The 19,080-nt window shown below is 69.7% G+C and carries 15 protein-coding genes and 1 pseudogene; 4 read left to right on the top strand and 12 right to left on the bottom strand.

Annotated elements, in window-relative coordinates; genetic code table 11:
- The first annotated feature begins 66 nt into the window (after positions 1–66).
- Positions 67–609 (top strand): DUF2378 family protein, encoded by a 543-nt coding sequence (locus JYK02_RS21130; protein ID WP_207053522.1) that lies wholly within the window; start codon positions 67–69, stop codon positions 607–609.
- Here JYK02_RS21130 and JYK02_RS21125 read toward each other — a convergent pair.
- From JYK02_RS21125 to JYK02_RS21090, 8 genes are all read right to left on the bottom strand, one after another.
- Positions 591–1,343 carry a lysophospholipid acyltransferase family protein gene (locus JYK02_RS21125; RefSeq protein WP_207053521.1) on the bottom strand — a complete coding sequence of 251 codons (753 nt, stop codon included), beginning with the start codon at positions 1,341–1,343 and terminating at the stop codon, positions 591–593. The genes JYK02_RS21130 and JYK02_RS21125 overlap by 19 nt on opposite strands.
- Positions 1,340–2,308, bottom strand: a complete 969-nt coding sequence (locus JYK02_RS21120) for a 3-oxoacyl-ACP synthase III family protein (protein WP_207053520.1) — start codon at positions 2,306–2,308, stop codon at positions 1,340–1,342. The genes JYK02_RS21125 and JYK02_RS21120 overlap by 4 nt, the downstream gene beginning before the upstream one ends.
- Positions 2,305–4,149 (bottom strand): cyclic nucleotide-binding and patatin-like phospholipase domain-containing protein, encoded by a 1,845-nt coding sequence (locus JYK02_RS21115; RefSeq protein WP_242588833.1) that lies wholly within the window; start codon positions 4,147–4,149, stop codon positions 2,305–2,307. The genes JYK02_RS21120 and JYK02_RS21115 overlap by 4 nt, the downstream gene beginning before the upstream one ends.
- An 87-nt stretch (positions 4,150–4,236) precedes the next feature.
- On the bottom strand, positions 4,237–7,434 hold the full coding sequence (locus tag JYK02_RS21110) for an efflux RND transporter permease subunit (protein WP_207053519.1): 3,198 nt from the start codon (positions 7,432–7,434) through the stop codon (positions 4,237–4,239).
- Positions 7,435–7,443: 9 nt separating this feature from the next.
- Positions 7,444–8,649, bottom strand: a complete 1,206-nt coding sequence (locus JYK02_RS21105) for an efflux RND transporter periplasmic adaptor subunit (RefSeq protein ID WP_207053516.1) — start codon at positions 8,647–8,649, stop codon at positions 7,444–7,446.
- Complete coding sequence (locus JYK02_RS21100) at positions 8,637–10,130, bottom strand: TolC family protein (protein ID WP_242588832.1); 1,494 nt, start codon at positions 10,128–10,130, stop codon at positions 8,637–8,639. The genes JYK02_RS21105 and JYK02_RS21100 overlap by 13 nt, the downstream gene beginning before the upstream one ends.
- Before the next feature lie 327 nt (positions 10,131–10,457).
- On the bottom strand, positions 10,458–10,922 hold the full coding sequence (locus JYK02_RS21095; protein WP_207053514.1) for a hypothetical protein: 465 nt from the start codon (positions 10,920–10,922) through the stop codon (positions 10,458–10,460).
- Between the two features lie 65 nt (positions 10,923–10,987).
- Entirely contained in the window at positions 10,988–13,057 is a 2,070-nt protein-coding gene (locus JYK02_RS21090; protein ID WP_207053513.1) for a HEAT repeat domain-containing protein, read from the bottom strand.
- Positions 13,058–13,197: 140 nt separating this feature from the next.
- Between JYK02_RS21090 and JYK02_RS21085 the strand changes: the two genes are divergently transcribed.
- Together JYK02_RS21085 and JYK02_RS21080 are read left to right on the top strand one after the other, a co-directional pair.
- Positions 13,198–14,025 carry an alpha/beta fold hydrolase gene (locus JYK02_RS21085; RefSeq protein WP_207053512.1) on the top strand — a complete coding sequence of 276 codons (828 nt, stop codon included), beginning with the start codon at positions 13,198–13,200 and terminating at the stop codon, positions 14,023–14,025.
- A gap of 35 nt (positions 14,026–14,060) precedes the next feature.
- Entirely contained in the window at positions 14,061–14,345 is a 285-nt protein-coding gene (locus tag JYK02_RS21080) for a DUF427 domain-containing protein (RefSeq protein WP_207053511.1), read from the top strand.
- 607 nt (positions 14,346–14,952) lie between these two features.
- On the opposite strand, the gene JYK02_RS21075 is transcribed toward JYK02_RS21080, so the two are convergent.
- From JYK02_RS21075 to JYK02_RS21065, 3 genes and pseudogenes are all read right to left on the bottom strand, one after another.
- Positions 14,953–16,092 (bottom strand): AAA family ATPase, encoded by a 1,140-nt coding sequence (locus JYK02_RS21075; RefSeq protein WP_207053510.1) that lies wholly within the window; start codon positions 16,090–16,092, stop codon positions 14,953–14,955.
- Between the two features lie 52 nt (positions 16,093–16,144).
- Positions 16,145–17,158 carry an oxygenase MpaB family protein gene (locus JYK02_RS21070; protein WP_207053508.1) on the bottom strand — a complete coding sequence of 338 codons (1,014 nt, stop codon included), beginning with the start codon at positions 17,156–17,158 and terminating at the stop codon, positions 16,145–16,147.
- Positions 17,159–17,302: 144 nt separating this feature from the next.
- Positions 17,303–17,488: pseudogene (locus JYK02_RS21065) on the bottom strand (DUF2379 family protein); the annotation flags it as partial.
- 254 nt (positions 17,489–17,742) lie between these two features.
- On the opposite strand from JYK02_RS21065, the gene JYK02_RS21060 reads away from it, so the two are divergent.
- The gene (locus JYK02_RS21060) at positions 17,743–18,765 is read left to right on the top strand and encodes an ABC transporter ATP-binding protein (protein WP_207053506.1); all 1,023 of its coding nucleotides are present in this window, start codon (positions 17,743–17,745) and stop codon (positions 18,763–18,765) included.
- On the opposite strand, the gene JYK02_RS21055 is transcribed toward JYK02_RS21060, so the two are convergent.
- Positions 18,756–18,953 carry a hypothetical protein gene (locus JYK02_RS21055; RefSeq protein ID WP_207053505.1) on the bottom strand — a complete coding sequence of 66 codons (198 nt, stop codon included), beginning with the start codon at positions 18,951–18,953 and terminating at the stop codon, positions 18,756–18,758. The genes JYK02_RS21060 and JYK02_RS21055 overlap by 10 nt on opposite strands.
- Positions 18,954–19,080 lie beyond the last annotated feature (127 nt).

Genomic DNA, 19,080 nt, shown 5'->3' with positions numbered 1-19,080 from the left:
CGGGATCCGGTCTAACCAGGGGCTTCCAGCCGCGTCATCCCCCGAGCCGCGGCGGAGGATCCCCTCGTGTCGAACCCGTCCGAGATCGTCTTCGGCCATACGGTCGAAGGCCTGCTGTTGGCCCTGAAGGGCCGCCTGGAAGGTCCGCTGCGCGCGAAGCTCAAGGACGCCGGGCTGGACCTGGACCGGAAGCTGGAGCCCGCGTACCCCAACGCGGTCTGGCAGCGCGTGTTGCAGACCGTCGCGACGGAGCTGTTCCCGAACGTGACCATGAACGAGGCGCAGTGGCTGCTGGGCGAGCGCTTCATCTCGGGCTACTTCGAGACGAACATGGGCCGGGCGCTGCAGACCGTGCTGAAGCTGCTGGGCCCCGCGCGCGCGCTGGAGCGCACGTCGCGCAACCTGGCCTCCGGCAGCAACTTCCTGCACGTGGACGTGGAGCGGCTGGCGGACACGGACTACCGCATCAAGGTGAGCGAGGGCGGCACCTACCCGGAGTTCATCGGCTCCATCTGCCACCACGCGACGCTGGCCACCGGCGTGAAGGGGCTCACCACCGTGGTGGAGTCCCGCCAGGGCCGCGCCGCCACCTACCGCGTCCGCTGGTAGCCGCGCGCCGCGTCCAGCAGCCCCTGCACCGCGCGCGTCACCTCGCGGTGCACCGTCAGCAGTGCCTCCCGGTCCCCCGCGTCGAAGCCCGGGGTCAGATGGGTTGCCAGGGGCTCACCTACCCACTGGGTCATCTTCACCGGGAACGGCAGGGACAGTGGCCACAGTCCGGTGGCGCCCACGCCCAGCCACAGCGGCAACCGCCCGGGCATCCCCACGCGCTTGCCCCACGCGTAGCCGTCGTTCAGGCCCACGTACGCGTCGTCCATGCCGTGGCCCGCGATGGGGACGATGGGCAGCCCGTAGCGCACGGCCAGCCGCAGGTAGCCCAGCCGCTCGCCCCAGTCCACGCGGTAGCGGTGCCGGAAGTCGCGGCAGCCCTCGCGGGTGCCTCCGGGTTGGACCAGGACGTGTTCGCCCTTCTTCACGGCTTCGGCCAGCAGCGGGCCGTCACCGGTGACGAAGCCCAGGCCGTCCGCCACCTGCCTCATGCCGGGGATGCGGTCGAACGCGCCGTGCGCGATGCCGTGGGGCAGGTAGCCCAGGTGGTCGTGCAGCGTCACCGTCAGCATGCACAGGTCCACCGCCAGGGGGCGTCCGTGGTAGCCCACCAATAGCTTCGCGCCGGGGCGCAGCAGCGGCTCCAGGTTCACCACGTCGTAGCGGTGGTAGCGCTGGAGCAGGCGGAACGTCGTCAGCCACGCGGCCCGTGCCGCCACCGCCGTTGCCGTCACCCGCCCACCCGGTAGAGCACCGCGCCGTGCGCCACGCCCGCGCCCACGCCCACCATCAACACCCGATCCCCCGGCTTCACCGGCCGCGTGCGCCACAGCCGATCCAACCCCGTGCCCAGCGACGCGGAGCCCACGCTGCCCACGGTGTCCACCACCGTGACGCTCTTGTCCGCTGGGACCTCCAGCGCCTGCAGAATGGCCGCGAACATGCTGCCATTCGGCTGGTGCGTGAGCACCCAATCGACGTCCGCCACCGTCAGCCCCGCGCCCTGGAGCACCGCCGACGCCGCGCGCGTCAGTGCGCCCAGCGCCACGCGGGTCATGTCGCGAGACGGCGTGAGGAAGCGCATGCCTTCGCGCTCGCCGGTCTGATGTGGGTTCTCCAGGACGACGTCCGGAGGCAGCGTGCCGTCGTTGCCAAATGCCGCGCCCAGCACGCCCTCGCCGGGCCGCGCCTCGCCCAGGACGACCGCCGCCGCCGCGTCACCCAGTACCAGGTAGGGGCGCGGATCCTCCGGCCGCGTGGTGCGAGACAGCAGCTCCACGGACACCACGCCCACCGGCCCCAGCCCCGTCGCCACCGAGCGCGCCGCCAGGTCGAACGCGCTCAGGAACCCCATGCACGCGTTGCCCACGTCCATCGCGTCGCAAGTGCCGGACAGCCCGAGAGCCGCCGCCACCCGGCTGCCATTGGCCGGAGTGGTGACGTCGCCGCCCATGGAAGACACGAAGAGGATCCGCTTGAGCGCGGTCGCCGGAAGCCCCGCCGCCTCCAGAGCCTCTCGTAGAGCCTGGGCTCCCAGGTCCGCCGCGCGCGTCCCCGCCGGAGCGAAGTGCCGTGTGCGGATGCCCGTCTTGTGCTCCACCTCCGCCGCGTCGCGGCCCACGCGCGCGCAGACCTCCGCGGTCGTCACTGGAGGACCGGGTAGCACGCTCGCGGTGCCAAGGATGCGGACCGGAATCACGCGGCCCTCCTGCCGCCGGACGGCGTCCTTCGCACCCGCAGCGATTCCCAGGCCTGCTTGAGCTCCAGCAGCTTCTGCTCCAGGCCCATGTCTCGCGCGGCTTCGTCCAGGACCTCGTCCACGTTCGTGAAGCGCATGGATCCGAGCAGCGGATGGTCCCGCGTGCCCACGTCGTATCTCAGGTCCCCTCTGGAGGACTCCAGGTCGCCGTTGCGGTGCAGCAGCAGCGCTCCGCTGGCCAGCAGGTCCTTGGCTCGCGCCACCGGGTTGAGCGCGGAGAGGAACAACCCCACCGCTCCGGGCAGCAGCGGCCTCGCTGTGTGGTGCAGACCCGCGGGGAAGATGTTGCTGGAGAAGACCAGGTCCGCGCCCGCGTTGAGCAGCACGTCCACCGGCACCATGCTGGTGAAGGCCCCGTCCACGTAGCGCGCGGGCGGCTGGAGCGTGGGCGCCCAGACGCCCGGCGCGGAGCCGCTCGCGCGCACCGCCAGCGCCAGCGGCCCCTTCTCCAGCACCACGCAGCGCCCCGTGGTCAGGTCCGTCGTCACCGGCAGGAAGCCCATGGGCAGCTCCTCCAGCGCCAGGTCCCCCAGGTCGCCGCGCACCAGCCACTCCATGGCCTGCGTCGTCACCACCGAGGACAGCGCCGCGGCGGACAGGTGCCCTCCCCGGGCCCGGTGCTGGAGCCTGCGCAGACCGTCCAATCCCTCTCGGCCATCCCGCGCCGTGCCGCAGTAGTACGCGCCCACCAGCGAGCCCATGCTCGCGCCGCTGAGGAAGTCCACCGGCACCTCCAGCGCGGCCAGCCGTCGCAACAGGTGCACGTGGTAGAAGCCCCACACGCCGCCACCGCTGAGCGCCAGCCCCACGCGCCGTCCCGTGATGGCGCGCGCCCACCGCGACAGCGCGTCCCGCGTCCCCGCGTCCAGCCCCAGCGCGGCCAGCGGCCGTGCATCCCCGGGCCGCACCACCAGCCGCTCCCAGTCCAGCCGCAGCCGGCACCCGGGCGGCGGCGCGTCCTCGTCCCACCCGTCCTCGTCCGGCAGCGAGCGCCCGCGCAGCGTCGGGCTGACCTGCGGCCGCCACGGCGACAGCAGCACCGTGGGCAGCACCGGCGCTCCCGGCCTTCCCACGGCGTCCGCCTCACCGCCGGGCGGCAGCAGCACCACCTCGCGCGGCGTCAGGCCCTCCGGCACGGGCGCGCCCTCCACCAGCACGCAGTCGAAGTCCTCGCCCTCCGCGAGCAGCGGCGAGCGCGGGCCCCCCGTGCGGCGGAACACGCCGTCCGTGCCGCGCACCGTGCCCTCCGCGCGCTTCGTCCCCGCGCGCACCAGCAGCACGCGGTCCCCGAAGTCGTGGACCATCACCTTCGCCACCAGCTCCACCAGCGTGGGCAGCACCGCGGGCGGCAGCTCCAGCCCGTGCGTGCGGAACGTCACCACGTCCACGCGTGGCGCAATCCCGGCGTAGCGGGGCGTTCCCGCCACCGCCTCCAGCTCCGCGCGGGGAAGGAAGAGCGCGTGCGACGACGCGGACTCCGCCGTCACCGTGACGGGCCACGTGCCGCGCGCCAGCGCCTCCACGCCCAGCGACATGCCGGCGCGCAGGTGCAGCAGCACCGTCCCTGCCGCCATCACCCGCCACTCGCCCGAGCGCAGAAGGTAGACGCCGTCCACCGGCGCGCCCTCGCGGCAGATGCCCTCGCCCGGCTGGGGCTCCACCGGTCGAGCCCGCTCCAGCAGGTGGAGCAGGACGGACGCACGCGTGTGTCTCAGCGCGGGGGCCTGCTTCAACGTGTACAGCCACCGACGCCGCTCATCGACGGTCAGGGGAGAAGCCATGCGTCGCCCAAGGATAATCAGGACGCTCCAGCGCGGGGTAGCGCGCCGGAGTGCCTGCCCGCTGTGCGGGTCCTCCGCGACGCCCCGTTACGCCGGCTGGGGTCGCGGTGGCTCCCCCTCGGGAGGGATGGACGGCGGCGGCGGATTCTGCGGTCCGCTCGGCGAATTGCCGTGCTTGCGGTGTTTCAAGACCTTCGTGCGCGCCCCTTCCACCAGCGCGTAGAGCACGGGGATGAAGATGAGGTTCACGAAGGTGGAGAAGAGCATGCCGCCGAAGACGGCGGTGCCCAGCGACTTGCGCGCGGACGCGCCCGCGCCGCTGGCCAGCATCAGCGGCACCACGCCGAAGAGGAACGCGAAGGACGTCATCAGGATGGGCCGCAGGCGCGTCTCCGCCGCGTTGATGGCGGACTCCACCACGCCCTGACCCTGCGCGCGCAGCTGCTCGCCGAACTCCACGATGAGGATGGCGTTCTTGGACGCGAGGCCCACCAGCATCACCAGCCCCACCTGGCAGAACACGTCGTTCACCAGCCCGCGCAGGTTCTGCAGCAGCAGCGCGCCCATCATGGCGACGGGCACCGCGAGCATGACGACGAAGGGCAGGGCGAAGCTCTCGTACTGCGCGGCCAGCACCAGGAACACGAACACGATGCCCAGCGCGAAGATGACGAGCACGGTGTTGCCCGCGCTCTTCTGCTCCTGTGACAGGCCCGTCCACTCGAAGGTGAAGCCCGGCGGCAGGGCCTGCTTCGCGACCTGCTCCATGGCGGTGAGCGCCTGGCCGGTGGAGACGCCGGGCGCGCCCTGGCCGTTGATGTTCGCGGAGCGGAAGAGGTTGTAGTGCGTGATGTTGGGCGCCGTCGTCATGGGCGTCACCTTCACCAGCGACTCCAGCGGCACCATGGCCCCGGTGTCCGAGCGCACGTAGAAGCTGCCGATGTCCTTCGGGTTGTCACGGAAGGGCGTCGCGGCCTGCACGAACACGCGGTAGACGCGGTTGGCGAAGGTGAAGTCGTTCACGTACTGGCTGCCCAGGTACACCTGGAGCGTGGAGAACAGCGTGGACAGCGGCACGCCCAGCGCCTTGGCCTTCTCCCGGTCCACGTCGATGTTGAGCTGCGGCGTGCCCGCGGTGAACGCGGAGAACACGCCGCGCAGTTGCTGCTCCTGGCTGGCCCGGCCCACCAGCGTCTGGGTGGCCTGCGCCAGCTCCTCCAGCGTGCGGCCGCCCTGCTGGTCCTCCAGCACGAACTCGAAGCCGCCCACGCTGCCCACGCCGCGGATGGCGGGCGGTTGCAGGGGCAGCACGCGCGCGCCGCCCACCTGGGACAGTTGGGGACGCAGCCGCTCCACCAGGCCCGCCACGCTGGACTCGCGCGTCGTGCGCTCCTCCCAGGGCTTCAGGTTGATGAAGAGCGAGCCGTAGTTGGACCCCGTGCCCAGGAGCGAGAAGCCGCCCACGGTGAAGATCTGCGTCACCTCCTGCTGCTGCTTGATGATGCCCTCCACCTGGATGAGCACGTTGCGCGTGTACTCCAGGGACGTGCCCTCCGGGCCCTGCACCGCGACGATGAGGTAGCCCTGGTCCTCGTCCGGGATGAAGCCCGTGGGCGTGGCCCGGTAGAGCAGGCCCGTGCCCACGAGGAACAGCGCGAAGACGCCGACGACGAGCCAGCGGGCCTTGCCCAGCATCAGGCGCAGGAGCTTCCCGTAGCCGCGCCGGAGCGCGTCCATGCCCTGGTCGAACTTGCGCGCCAGGACGAACTTCTGGCCCTCGTTGGGGCGCAGGAGGCGCGCGCACAGCGCGGGGGACAGGGTGAGCGCGACGAGCGCGGAGAGGCTGATGGAGAACGCGATGGTGAGCGCGAACTGGCGGTAGATGGCGCCCGTGGTGCCGGGGAAGAAGGACACCGGGATGAACACCGCGGAGAGCACCAGCGCGGTGGCCACCACCACGCCGGCCACCTGCTGCATGCCCCGGTGCGTGGCCTCCTTCGCGTCCACCTTGTCGTGCTCGATGACGCGCTCCACGTTCTCGATGACGACGATGGCGTCATCCACCACCAGGCCCGTGGCCAGCGTCAGGCCGAAGAGCGTCAGCGTGTTGAGCGAGAAGCCGAATGCGTTGACGAACATGAACGTGCCCACCAGCGACACGGGCAGCGTCGTCACCGCCACCAGCACGCTGCGCCAGCCGTGCAGGAAGATGAAGATGACCAGGATGACCAGGAGGATGGCCTCGCCCAGCGCGTGGAGCACCTCCTCGATGGACGCGCTCACCGCGGCCGTGGTGTCGAAGGCCACCTGATAGGTGAGGCCCGGCGGGAAGTTGGCGGACAGCCGCTTCAACTCCGTCTCCACGCCCTCGCGGACCTCCAGCGCGTTGGAGCCGGGCAGCTGCGTGATGCCCAGGCCCACCGCGTCCTGGCCGTTGAAGCGCAAGAGCTGCTGGTAGTTCTCCGCGCCCAGCTGCACCTGGCCCACGTCGCGGATGCGCACCAGGGCGCCGTCCTGGCCGCGCTGGATGACGATGGCGCCGAACTCGTCCGGGGACGACAGCTGGCCCTTCACCTGGAGCGACAGTTGATACGCCTGGTCCTTGGCGGACGGGGCCTGGCCCACCTTGCCCGCGCCCACCTGGACGTTCTGCTCCTGGAGCGCGTTGAGCACGTCCTGCGCGGTGAGGTTGCGGCGGGCCAGCTCCGTGGGGTCCAGCCACAGGCGCATGGCGAAGCGGCGCTCGCCGAAGATGCGCACGTCGCCCACGCCCTTCACGCGCAACAGCGCGTCGCGGATGAAGACGTCCGCGTAGTTGCTGATGAACTCCGTGTCGTAGCGCTTCTCCTTGTCGTAGACGCCAAAGGACACCAGCAGCTGCGTCTGCGCCTTGCGCACGGTGACGCCCAGCGCGTTCACCTGCGCGGGCAGCTGCGGCGTGGCGGTGGCGACGCGGTTCTGCACGTCCACCGCCGCCAGGTCCACGTCGCGTGACGGGTCGAACGTCGCGGTGATGGTGGACTGGCCGTCGTTGGTGCTGGTGGAGGACATGTAGCGCATGCCCTCCATGCCGTTGAGCTGGCGCTCCAGCACCGTGGTGACGGCGCTCTCCACCGTCTCCGCGGACGCGCCGGTGTACGTGGCCGAGACCTGCACCTGCGGCAGCGCCAGCTCCGGGTACTGCTCGATGGGGAGGCTGGGAATGGAGATGGCGCCCACGAGCGTGATGAGGATGGACAGCACGCTCGAGAAGACGGGCCGCTTGATGAAGAAGTCGGTGAACATGGCAGCCCCTTACTGACCCGCGTCCGAGCCGCCGCCCATGCCCTGCGCAGGGGGCAGGGGCATGCCTTCCGTCTGGCCTTGCGCCTGCTGCGCGGGCTTGGGCTGGATGGGCATGCCATCCCGCAGCTGCTGCACCCCGCTGATGATGACCTGGGTGCCCGCGTCCAGCCCCTTGAGCACCTCGTAGTCGTTGCCCTCCACCAGCCCTAGCGTGACGGGCTGGCGCTTCACCACGGTGCCGGCGTCGCCTTCCCCCACGACCAGCGCGAAGGCCTGGCTGCCCTGCCGCGTGACGGCGGTGGTGGGCATCTTCAGGGCGTCGCGCACGTCATAGACGAGCTGCGCGCGCACCAGTTGTCCCGCGCGCAGGCCCACGGTGTTGTCGAAGGCGGCCTTCACCTCCACCAGTTGCGTGTTCGCGCTGGGCGTGGGCGCGACGAAGAACGCGGGCGCGCGGACGATGGGCTCGCCGTCCTCGTTGAGGACCTCCAGGGGCGTCTCCCCAATCTTCACGCGCGCGGCCTGGTCCACCGGCACCTGCACGGACAGCTCCAGCGCGCGGCTCTGGTCCACGATGGTGAGCGCTGTCTGCGGCGTCACGTAGTCACCCAGCTTCACCGGGATGTCGCCCACGACGCCGTCGAAGGGGGCGCTCACGTTGAAGAAGCCCAGCTGCACCTGCTGGTTTTGAATCTGCGCTTCGGCCGCCTGGGCCTGGGCCTCGGACTGCGCCGCCTGGGCCACGGCCTGCTCGTAGTCCTGGCGGCTGACGAGGCCTTCCTTGAGGAGCTGCGCGCTGCGCTCACGCGTCCTGCGCGCGAACTCGCGGTTGGCGACGGCGGAGGCCTTCTGGGCCTGGGTGGCGCGCAGGGAGGCCTGCTCCTGGCGCGGATCCACGACGAGCAGCACCTGGCCCGCCTTCACCTGCTGGCCGGGGCGGACGGAGATCTTCTGGATGTAGCCGGCGACCTGCGGGACGACGGTGATGCTGCTGCGGGAGATGAGGGTGCCCACGTACTCGCGGGTGTCGCGCACGGGGCCGGGCTTCACCGCCAGCACCTGCACGGGCATGGGCTTGCCGGCGCCCTGGCTCTGCTGTCCCGCCTGGGGCCCGCCTCCGGGCGCGGACTGGCCGGGGTCCTTGCCGCCGCTGCACCCGCCCGCCAGCACGAGGACGAGTCCCCACGCGCCCCAACCGCCCCTCACCAATCGCATGCCGCCTCCGACAGGAATGCATCCACCTGGGCCTGGCGGAACTGGAAGTCTCGGATGACGAGCTCCAGCTCCGCCTGACGCAGGGCCCCGGCTGACTGCACCAGCTCGAGGCTCGTTCCGGTGCCCACTTCAAAGCTGCGGCGGGTGAGCCGGTCGTTCTCTTCCGCGAGCCCGCGCTCGCGCTCCGCCAGGTCGCGCGTGGCCCGGGTCACCTGCACGGCGCGCTTCGCCTGGGTGACCTCCACGGCGACGTTGCGCTCGCGGTTGGTGACGTCCGCGCGGGCCTGCTCCAGTTGTCCGCGCGCCTGGCGCAGCCGGCCCTCGCGCGCGCCGCCGTCCCAGAAGGGCAGCACCAGGCTGGCGCCGATGTTCCAGATGGGCACCTCCGCGAAGCCCGGGTTGACGGTGAGCGCGGTGGTGGTGCTGGTGAGGTCCAGGGTGGGCGCGTACTGGCGCTTCACCTCGCCGATGGCGCGCTCGGCCACCACCTGGCGCGACTTCGCGGCGGCGATGTCCGGGCGGTTGTCCAGCGACTCCAGCGTGCGGCAGGCGGCGTTGGCGCCCTCGAGGAACGTGTTCAATTCCAGCCCCGGCTTGAGGCCCACGGGGGTCGGGGTGCCCAGGGCCAGGCCCAGGGACTCGCGCGCCTGGCGCAGGTTCTCATCGCCGGTGACGACGTTGCGGCGGGCGGACTGGGCGTCCTGTTCCACGCGGACGACGTCCAGGCGGGTGCCGGCGCCCAGCTCGAAGCGGCGCTGCGCGAGGGCCAGCCGCTCCAGCGCGGTGCGCAGGTTGACGCGGTTGACCTCCGCCAGGCGCTCCGTGGAGGACACGGACACGAGCGCCTGCGCGAGGCCCCGGGTGAGCTGCCGGCGCGTCTCCGCGAGCGACAGGTCGGCGGTGCGCCGCGACTCCTTGGCGCTGCCCAGGGCGTAGAGGCTGGCCAGGTCCACGACGGGGACGTTGGCGGTGAGCACGCCGAGGCCCAGCAGCTGCGTGGGCTTGAAGCCTCCGGCGCTGCCCACGCCACCGCCCACGCCGCCGCCCACGCCACCGCCCACGGCGGGGACGTCCGGGTTGAGGACGTTGTACTGGACGGACAGGGTGCCGCCGACGGAGGGCAGCAGGTTGGCGAGCGCGACGCGCCACGTGCCCGCGGCGACTTCAATCTGGCCCAGGGCGGCCTGGAGGTCGGTGGAGCGCTGGCGCAGGAGCGTGAGCGCCTCGTTCCAGGACTGGAGCTGCTGGGGCGCGGGAGGTGCGGGCGCGAGCAGCGGATCCGACACGTTCGCCTGGAAGGGCGGTGGCACTTCCGGCACGTCGTCCGGGTTCGGTGTCCGCGCGGCGGGTGGTGGAGGCGCGGGTGGAGCGCGTTGCGGTGGCGCGGTGTTCTGCGCGAGGACCGGCGAGGCGTGTCCGGAGCCGGGCTGCGCGGTCGCGGCGCCGGGGAGCCCGGCGGGGACCAGCAGGGCTGCGAACATGAGCGCGTTCATAAGGGGTGCTCCCCAGGTAGGGGCGAGGCCAGCCCCCGGCCACAGGTCGCGCCCCCCGGCGCTCCAATGGACAACACAGCAGGGCGAGGAAGTGCTCAGCAGTCGATGGACAGGCCTGCCTCTTGGGACAGGAGGTCCGGGATACCCCTTAGGGATGCAAAGGCAGACAGGGCTTCGGGATTCGAAGAGGCATGGCGCGTCCTGACGCGGGCGGTGGCAAGCGAAGGGCCAACGTGCGTCACGAGCGCCGAGCAGGCGTCTGTCTTGAAGGGAGGTCCCCTGTTCAGCACGCCACGGCGGTCATGACCGCTGGGCCTAAAACGGCAAGGGCACGGCTCCATCGGGAGCCTCGAAGGACCGGCCGACTTCCGACGTGGGAACCGGGATGCCGGAGCCCGCATCCGTCGGCGCCAGTGATCCATCCGGCTCGCCATCCCGGAGACGTCGAAGGATCCGGCCATCACTCCCAATCGCGTATTGCGCGCCCGAATGCAGCGCGGGAACGGTCAGGCCACAGGCCCGGGGATCCTCATCGATCCGGATGAAGATGATCCCCTGCCGCCGAACGACCCTGTACCGATGCGACTCATGCCGGTCGACACACAGGGTGTTGGCATCTTGTGGGCCCAGGAAGTCGTCGGCGGCGACTTCGACCGCACGCAGGAGGGCCCCCGTCAGTTCAACGACTCCACCATCCGCGTCGGTCTGGACAGCGGTGTCATCGAAGAAGCCAGGGAACGTGATGGACGGGTCATCCGCCAGGCGCTCGCGAGCGGCCATGGGCCGCAAGCAGCCCACGAGGAGCAGCGACGAGGCACCCAGGAGTCTTGCTCTTCCACCCATCTTCACTGCGCCGGCAGCATGCCCAGGCGCTGCTTCGCGAACTTGTTCTGCGGGTCGAACCGGAGCGCTTCCTCCAGCCGGTCGCGGCCCTTCTGTGGGTTGCCCTGCACCACGTACAGGTCCGCCAGGCGCACCAGCACGTCCGCGTTGTAGGGCTGCAGGTCCAGGGCCTGCTCGAACTCGCGCGTCGCCGTGACGACGTCGCGCTTGCGCATGGCCAATTGGCCCAGCATCACGTGCGGCTGCACCAGCCCGCGCGTCTCCGGCTCCGTGGCCAGGGCCTGCAGCGCCGGCATCGCGCGCGTGTCTCCGAACGCCGCCAGCGTCAGCGCCGCGCCCTGCCGCACCCACAGCGAGGGGTCATGGAGCAGCGGCACCAGGTCCTCCGTCGCCTCGCGCGCGTTCGCCGCGCCCAGCCCGTCGATGATGTCCGAGCGCAACGTGCTGTCCGTCGTGCCCTTCAACGCCGTCCGCAGCGCCGGCACCGCGTCGTGCTTGAACCGGCGCGCCAGGAACCTCGCCGCCGCGCCCCGCAGCGTGCCCGCCTCCGTCGTGTCCGCCAGCACCGCCTCCAGCGCTCCCCGGCTCTGCGCGGCCGTCTTCTCGGCGAACGCGTCCGCCAGCCGCAGGCGCCGCTGCTGCCGCGCCTCCGCCTTCGGCCACCACTTCACTAGCGAGGCCTGCATCGCGTCCGGCGTCTCCTTCGCGTGGCAGGTGTTGCACGCGTTGGGCACGTCGTGCCGCGCCGTGTTCTGCGGCACCGGCACGTCCAGCGCGTGGTCCGCGAAGTGGTCCAGCACGCCCGACACCACCGGCGGCATGTGACACGCCAGGCAGTCCTGCGCCGCCACCGCCTTGTGGTGCGTGTGCTTCTCCCCCTGCGCCATCACGTCCGGGTGACAGCCCTGGCACGTCGTCGCGTTCACCGTCGTGCGCGCCGCCACCGGCTTCTGCTTCTTCACCTCGTTGGGCGCGCTCGCGTCGTGCGGCGCCGTGTGGCACGTCAGGCACGTGGCCCCGCCCTGCAGGTGGCACTTCGACTGGATGAGCGCCTGGTACTCGAAGCTGGAGGTGCTGGGACGCCCGTCCGGGAAGAAGTCCCCGGAGCGGTCGTTGCCCACCAGCAGCACCATGGGCTGATAGCTCGCGTCGTAGCGCTGGCCGGGCTGGAAGCGGTGCTTCGCGTCCAGCATGGGGAACAGCGTGCGGCGCGGCCCGTGGCACTGCGCGCACACCGCGAAGGACTCGTCCTTCGGCAGCTTCGCCGGCTGGACGATGTCCGCCGGCAGCTGCGACTCCGCGTGCCGTCCGCCGGGCCCGTGGCAGGACTCGCACGCGACGCCCGCGTCCGCGAACTTCGTCTCCCACTGGTGCGCCGCCCGGTCATAGCGCGCGTCCAGCCCCGTCACGTGGCAGTCCAGGCACGCGTGCTGCGCGCTGCGGCGGAAGTTCGTCCAGAAGAACGGGTGGTCCGGTGACAGCGCCCCCTGCTTCTTCTCCGAGTAGTCCACCCACTCGCCCTTGCCCGTGACGTGGAAGTACACCGGCATCACCTGCCAGCGGCCGTCCGGCAAGAGCGTGATGGGGTCCTGCATCCGCTTGCCGCCCACCACCCACTGCACCGGCCACTCGCCCAGGTTCCCGTCCGCGCCCTTGGTGCGCATGAGGTACTGGCTTCCGTCGCGGCGCATCCACGCCTCGCTGGACTCGCCCTGGAAGTGCGTGTTCGCGCTGAACGTGCCCACCACGTACGGCTTCGCCGCGGGAGACAGCGCCCGCGCGTGCCAGTCGTGCTTCCAGCCGGTGTGCTGCTCCTCGTGGCAGTCCGCGCACACCTGCGAGCCCACGAAGTGATTCGCCGGTTTCGCGGGCGGCGCCTCCACCGTCTTCACCGGCACGGGCGCGGCGACGCTCCCCGCGTCCACGGGCGGCGAGGGCGCCTGGGCCACCGGCGCGGGGGGCGCGGTCGTGGCCGGGGAACGCAGGAAGAAGAACAGGCCCGCCGCGAGAACCACCACCGCGAGGGCGACAAGGACAGGGCGAGAGGAGCGCATCCGGAAGGTGCCGCCCATGCTCCTCCCAAGCGCCGGGCGGCACAAGCGGCGCTCCGGGCAAGCCCGTCTCCTCCAGTGGACAACGACCTCCCAGGGAGGGCTGCGGTCCGGGCGAGCCCTGGATTAGGGTCCCCCCTGAGCGAAGGGAGGCCGTGCCCATGCCCATGCGGTCCGTGAATGGAACCCGGCTGTATTACGAGGACACCGAAGGCCCCGGAGACGTGGTCGTCTTCAGCCACGGCCTTCTGTGGAGCACCCGGCTGTTCGACCCGCAGGTGGAGGCCCTGCGCGGGCGCTTCCGCTGCATCGCGTACGACCACCGGGGTCAGGGCCAGAGCGACGTGCCGCCCGAGTCCGTCATCGACATGGAGACGGTGTACGCGGACGCGGTGGCGTTCCTGGAGTCCATGCGCGTGGGCCCGGTCCACTTCGTGGGCCTGTCCATGGGCGGCTTCGTGGGCATGCGGCTCGCGGCGCGCCGGCCGGACCTGCTGCGCTCGCTGGTGCTGCTGGAGACCTCCGCGGACCCCGAGCCCCCCACCAACGTGCCGCGCTACACCGCGCTCAACCTCGTCGCGCGCTACGTGGGCCTGGCGCCCGTCACCGCGCCGGTGATGCGCATCATGTTCGGCACGTCGTTCCTCACCGACCCGGGCCGCGCGGAGGAGCGGGCGCTGTGGCGCGCGCGCCTGAAGGGCAACCGCCGCGACATCTACCGCGCCGTCAACGGCGTCATCCAACGCAAGCCCGTCGCGGACGAGCTGCCGCGCATCCGCACGCCCACGCTCGTCATCGTGGGGGAAGAGGACCGCGCCACGGTGCCCGCGAAGGCGGAGCGGATCCACTCGCTCATCCCGGGCTCCAAGCTGGTGCGCCTGTCGCGCGGGGGCCACTCGTCCACGGTGGAGGAGCCGGCGCTGGTCAACGCGGAGCTCGCCCCCTTCCTCACGCAGCACGCATCCAACCAGGCCGCGCACGCGGGCTGACACGCGGTTACACACACGCATCCGGAGGCTTTCCCATGCCCGTGGCGAAATGGAACGGCGTCGTGCTCGCGAAGAGCGACGCCTTTGAGACGGTGGAGGGCAATGTCTATTTCCCTCCCGACAGCCTGGTGCGCGAGCACTTCAAGCCCAGCGCCACGCACACCCACTGCCCGTGGAAGGGCGAGGCGAGCTACTACTCCGTGGAGGTGGACGGGAAGACCAACGCGGACGCCGCCTGGTTCTACCCGGAGCCCAAGCCGGCCGCGGCCAACATCCGCGGCTACGTGGCCTTCTGGAAGGGCGTCACGGTGGAGCGCTGAGGCGTCAGCGGCCCAGCAGGTACTTATCGCTTCAGGGTCTGGAGCGCACGGATGCATCGGGCGAGGCTATCGCTCCGGGTAGCAGCTATACCTGGGCGCCAATCCTCTGTGGTGAAACTCGCGATCGTAGATGTGTATTGCTTACCTACTGTCGCAGTCGAGTTCTCGGATGGAACCAGCGCTTCTCGGACCTCACGAGAACGCGAGCGCCGCGCCAAGTTGATTAATGTCTGTTTTGCGTTGGAGAGCGTATCGGGGGCCGAAGGGATTGAACTGACTGGAACCCCTAGAAAGCGCGCGATGCGCTCAGCATCCGCAAGGAGCCAGCTTTCGCCTTGATGGACTGCGATCCGCAACCGCATTCGCGCATTGGGCGCAGGAAGCAGGCTCTTGATGAGTTCGGGCGCGCAGGAGGCATCTTGATCCAAATCGCGAAGAACAAACCAGGGCTCATTCCTGGCGGCATGATTGAAGCCGACGAGTCTTGCATCGAGCTTCGATTTTCCACCCGTTGCATAAACAAAGCCAAGGGGGAGGCCTGTATGACGTAAGAGCCTCGTGACAATGGCCGTGTCAGTAGGGCCTTCCACGGCAACTGTCACTGGAGTCACAGCGCCTCACCAAAGAAGGCAAGTTGTCTGGAGTCACTTGGCTCTGTTCTGGGAATCACAGCTTCAGCGACGGAAGAACCTTTTTCAAGAAGCGCGCGAATGGTGTCATCGGATTTAGCGACATCCACTTGCGTCCCCTCCTTGAGGGGTTTCAGCACGAGTACCTCTTCACCGCCGATCCCCTCATCCCCCAAGAGATCTGCGCTGTGAGTACTGACAATAACTTGCCGGTCGTTCTTGCGGCTCACCCTGGCCATCATTTGAGGGATATGCCGAACGACCGCAGTGTGAAGCGAAAGTTCAGGCTCCTCCAGTAGCAAGGGGGCTGTTCCATCCACAAAGGCCCAAAGCAGACCAAGAAGCCTGAGGGTTCCATCCGAAAGTTGCGTTTCGTTCTGCCAACCGGCATTGGGACGCCAGTGCTTGTACTTGCCTTGGAGGTGAGGCACGCCCCGTTCGTCGCGCTTCAGGTCCAGTTCTTGGAGTTGCGGAACCGCGACCCGAAGTGCACTGGTGATGCGTTTCAGGCGAGAGTTGAGTGTCTTGGATGGTACGCGGGCCAGTTGCTCCAGGAAGTCTCCACCAAACGGATCGTTTACCCTCCCCGTGGAGCGGTCTGGTTCTCGAACAAGTTGGGGAACGAGATGGAGGTATCGAATCTTGGAGAAGAAGTCCGCGAGTTCGCGGAACTCACGATTGGTATTCACCTGCTCCAGGTGTGTTTGAGTCAGGAGAGCAGGGTCTTTCTTGTCGTCACTGTTGGGTCGTTCCAGAAGTGTTTTGGAACCGCAGGTCACAGCTTCTGTTTTGACAATGGGGCGGCGCTGGTTGTCCTGGGTGAACTCCAGGCGGTAGTTCCAGCTTTCGCCGTCGCCAAGATCGACTTCGACTTCGAGCATGACGTTGGGATACCGGCGCGCATGCAGAGACCGTATCTGTGACACCCCACGCCTGGAGGCAACTGCTCGTTGGAGCCCACCTTGTGCATCCGCGACATCGCGCAAGAACCGGATGGCATCGAGAAAGTTGGACTTACCCGCGGCATTGGGACCCACGAGGAAAACGCGCTGCTCCAGCGGAGCATCGGCCTCAAGGAAGTTTCGCCAGTTCTTTAGCCGAAGGTGGGTAATGCGCATGGCGCGACTCTAGTCGCTGCATCTGGCCTGCGCACGCACGAGTGCTGAGGCGTCAGCCCCGGATGTAGCGGTACCAGCGGGGCACGTTGCGCAGCTGGGTGACGACGAATGCGGGCACCCACTGGAGCAGGTTCGCCTCCGGCTGCACGGAGTAGCCCCCGAGCAGCCCCGGGTCGATGCGGTGGGCGTCCAGGGTCGTGGGGTAGGGCGCGGGTGTTCCACCGAAGCACTCGCCGCGCGCGAAGAAGAGGTCCCACAGCGTGGCGGCCTCCGCGTGGTCGTCCGCGATGAGGCGCGAGTCCACGCCCAGCAGCGAGCCCACCAGCTTCCAGAAGTAGTACCAGCGCTGCTCGTTGTACTCGTAGCCCTTGTCCACCCACGCCTGCGCGACGATGTACGCGAACGTCAGCAGCGTGAACGCGACGGCGCTCTGGTTGTAGCAACGCCGCCCGGTGTAGTGGGACTGGTAGTGGCTCAGCGCGGAGTTGTGCATCTGCGCCAGCAGCAGCGTCGTGGACAGGGTGCGCGTGCTGTAGAGGCTGCCCCAGCCCATGTTCATGTTGCCGTAGAGGATGCGCAGCATGATCTGCGCGGTCTCGATGACCCGGCGGGACACGATGGCCTTGATGGCGCTGTGCGGGCGCTGCTCGAACAGGGAGGACACGTCCTTGTGGTAGTACGTGGCCTTGAAGGACACGCCCGCCAGCTCGTTCACGGACGTGGCCTGGAAGAAGACGTAGAAGGCCTCGTCGCGAGCGGCCTCGAAGTCGCGCAGGAACTGCGCGGCCGCGCCCACGCCCGTCACCACCTGGGTGGCCACCGAGTGCCCCGGCCCGTAGAGCACCTTCGCGATGCGCTGGTCGCTGTGCGAGTTGCCCCAGTAGCCCTCGATGGCGGAGAAGGCCTTGAGCGCGGGCCGCCACGCGGTGCCGTTGACTCCGGGCGTCTCACGGATGTGCTTCTTCCAGTGCAGCCGCAGGTCCTCCATGAATTGCGGCTCCGCCGCGCTCATGATGCCGTACAGGCTGTTGGCCGCGGTGAGCGGGTCGCCCAGGAGAGCGTCCAAGTTCTGACCACGGAAGAGGAAGGGCATGGGCGGCGGGCTCTCTAGGAGGACAGCGTTCCCGGCCCACTCTAGAAGACCGTTGAATCTGTAACAAACCGTCCGGCCTGGAAAACCCGACACGTAGGGGATGTGACGGGTGGCGCCCTAGCCGTCCGTGGCCATGGCGGCCAGTTGGCCCTGGGCGATCTCGCGGTACAGGGGCACCACTTCGACGGACAGGACGTCGCGCATTTCTTGTCGTGCGCGGTCGTAGTCACCTGCTTCCCGGTGGCGGTACATCCGGTGGAGGGCATCCCCCAGCCTGTTCGAGCCTTCGGTGATGCGCCGCGAGCATTTCGGGGAGGTGGGCGTTGTGGGAGTCGTCGTACCCCTCCGTCTTGGAGCCGGCGTGCGAACCGGTGGCTCCCATGCCCGCGGCCATGAGGGCGGCGGCCTCGGAGGCGGTGAGTCCGCAGGCCTCGGGAACTGTTGAGCCTGTAACGAACCCTCTGGCGACACGTAGCGGATGTGACGGGGCGGAGAGGGATGGGGCCGCGCGGGGGCGGGAAGCGGCGATGCTGGGGCTTTTCGGGAGGTGCGCGGCCTTGGCGACGGTGTCCCTGCAGGACGTGCGCAAGGTGTACCGGGGTGGCGTGGCGGCGGTGAAGGGCGTGACGCTGGACATCGCGGACGGCGAGTTCGTGTCGCTGGTGGGCCCTTCCGGATGCGGCAAGTCCACGACGTTGAACCTCATCGCCGGGCTGGAGGAACTCTCCGGCGGTGAGCTGCGCATCGACGGGCAGTTGGTGAACGACCTGTCCCCGCGCGAGCGCGACATCGCGATGGTGTTCCAGAGCTACGCGCTCTACCCGCACCTGGACGTGGCCGGGAACCTGGCGTTCCCGCTGAAGGTCGCGGGCATGGACGCGAAGGACGTCGACGCGCGCGTGCGCGAGGTGTCCGGCGTGCTGGGCCTGGAGGCGCTCCTGTCGCGCCGGCCGAAGGAGCTGTCGGGCGGACAGCGGCAGCGGGTGGCCCTGGGACGCGCACTGGTGCGCAGGCCCAAGGTGTTCCTCTTCGACGAGCCCCTGTCCAACCTGGACGCGGCCCTGCGCACGCAGATGCGCGGCGAAATCAAGAAGCTGCACGAACAGCTCAAGGCCACCTTCATCTACGTCACGCACGACCAGGCGGAGGCGATGACGCTGTCCGACCGCGTGGTGGTGATGAGCCAGGGCGAGGTGCAGCAGGTGGCCCCGCCGCGCGAGCTGTACGACGCACCCGCGAACCTCTTCGTGGCGGGCTTCTTCGGCTCGCCGCGCATCAACCTGGTGAAGCCGTCCACGCTGGGCCTGTCCGACGGCGACGCGGTGCTGGGCCTGAGGCCGGAGCATCTCCAAATCGGTCAGGGCGCACGTCCGCCGGATGCTCGCGAAGGGCGCGTGTACCTGGTGGAGCCCATGGGCGCGGAGGTCTGGGTGACGGTGGAGACCGGCGGCGAGCGCATGGTGGCGCGAGCCTCCGGAGACTTCCGCGCCGCGAGCGGGGACCCGGTGTGGCTGCGGCATGACGCACGGTTCCTGCGCCGGTTCGACGCGAAGACGGGCCGCGCGGTAGGTCAGGCGTAGACCTGTTCGCTCTCCACGATGGGCTCCAGGCGGCGCTGGAGCGCGGCCAGCCGGTCGTAGCGCTGGCGCAGCGCCTCCTTGAACTCGCGTTGATCCGCGTGGGCGATTTCATCCAGCAGCGTGTGCAGCGAGGAGTCCACGGCGTCCTTCAATACGCGCGACTCCTCGTTCGTCAGTTCCATCAGCATGGGGGACCTCCTGCGGAAACGTTAGGCACCGCGCAACGGGGCGGTGGAAGAAGGCGGCCCGAGGGCCCACCGGGCTGCCTGCCGTGGCGCGCACGGCGGCGGGAGCGACCCCACTCTTGGTGAGGAC

The sequence above is a fragment of the Corallococcus macrosporus genome (assembly GCF_017302985.1).
Lineage (GTDB): Bacteria > Myxococcota > Myxococcia > Myxococcales > Myxococcaceae > Corallococcus > Corallococcus macrosporus_A.
Note: the sequence above shows the minus strand (reverse complement) of the source record. Positions and strands in the feature narration are given on the sequence as shown.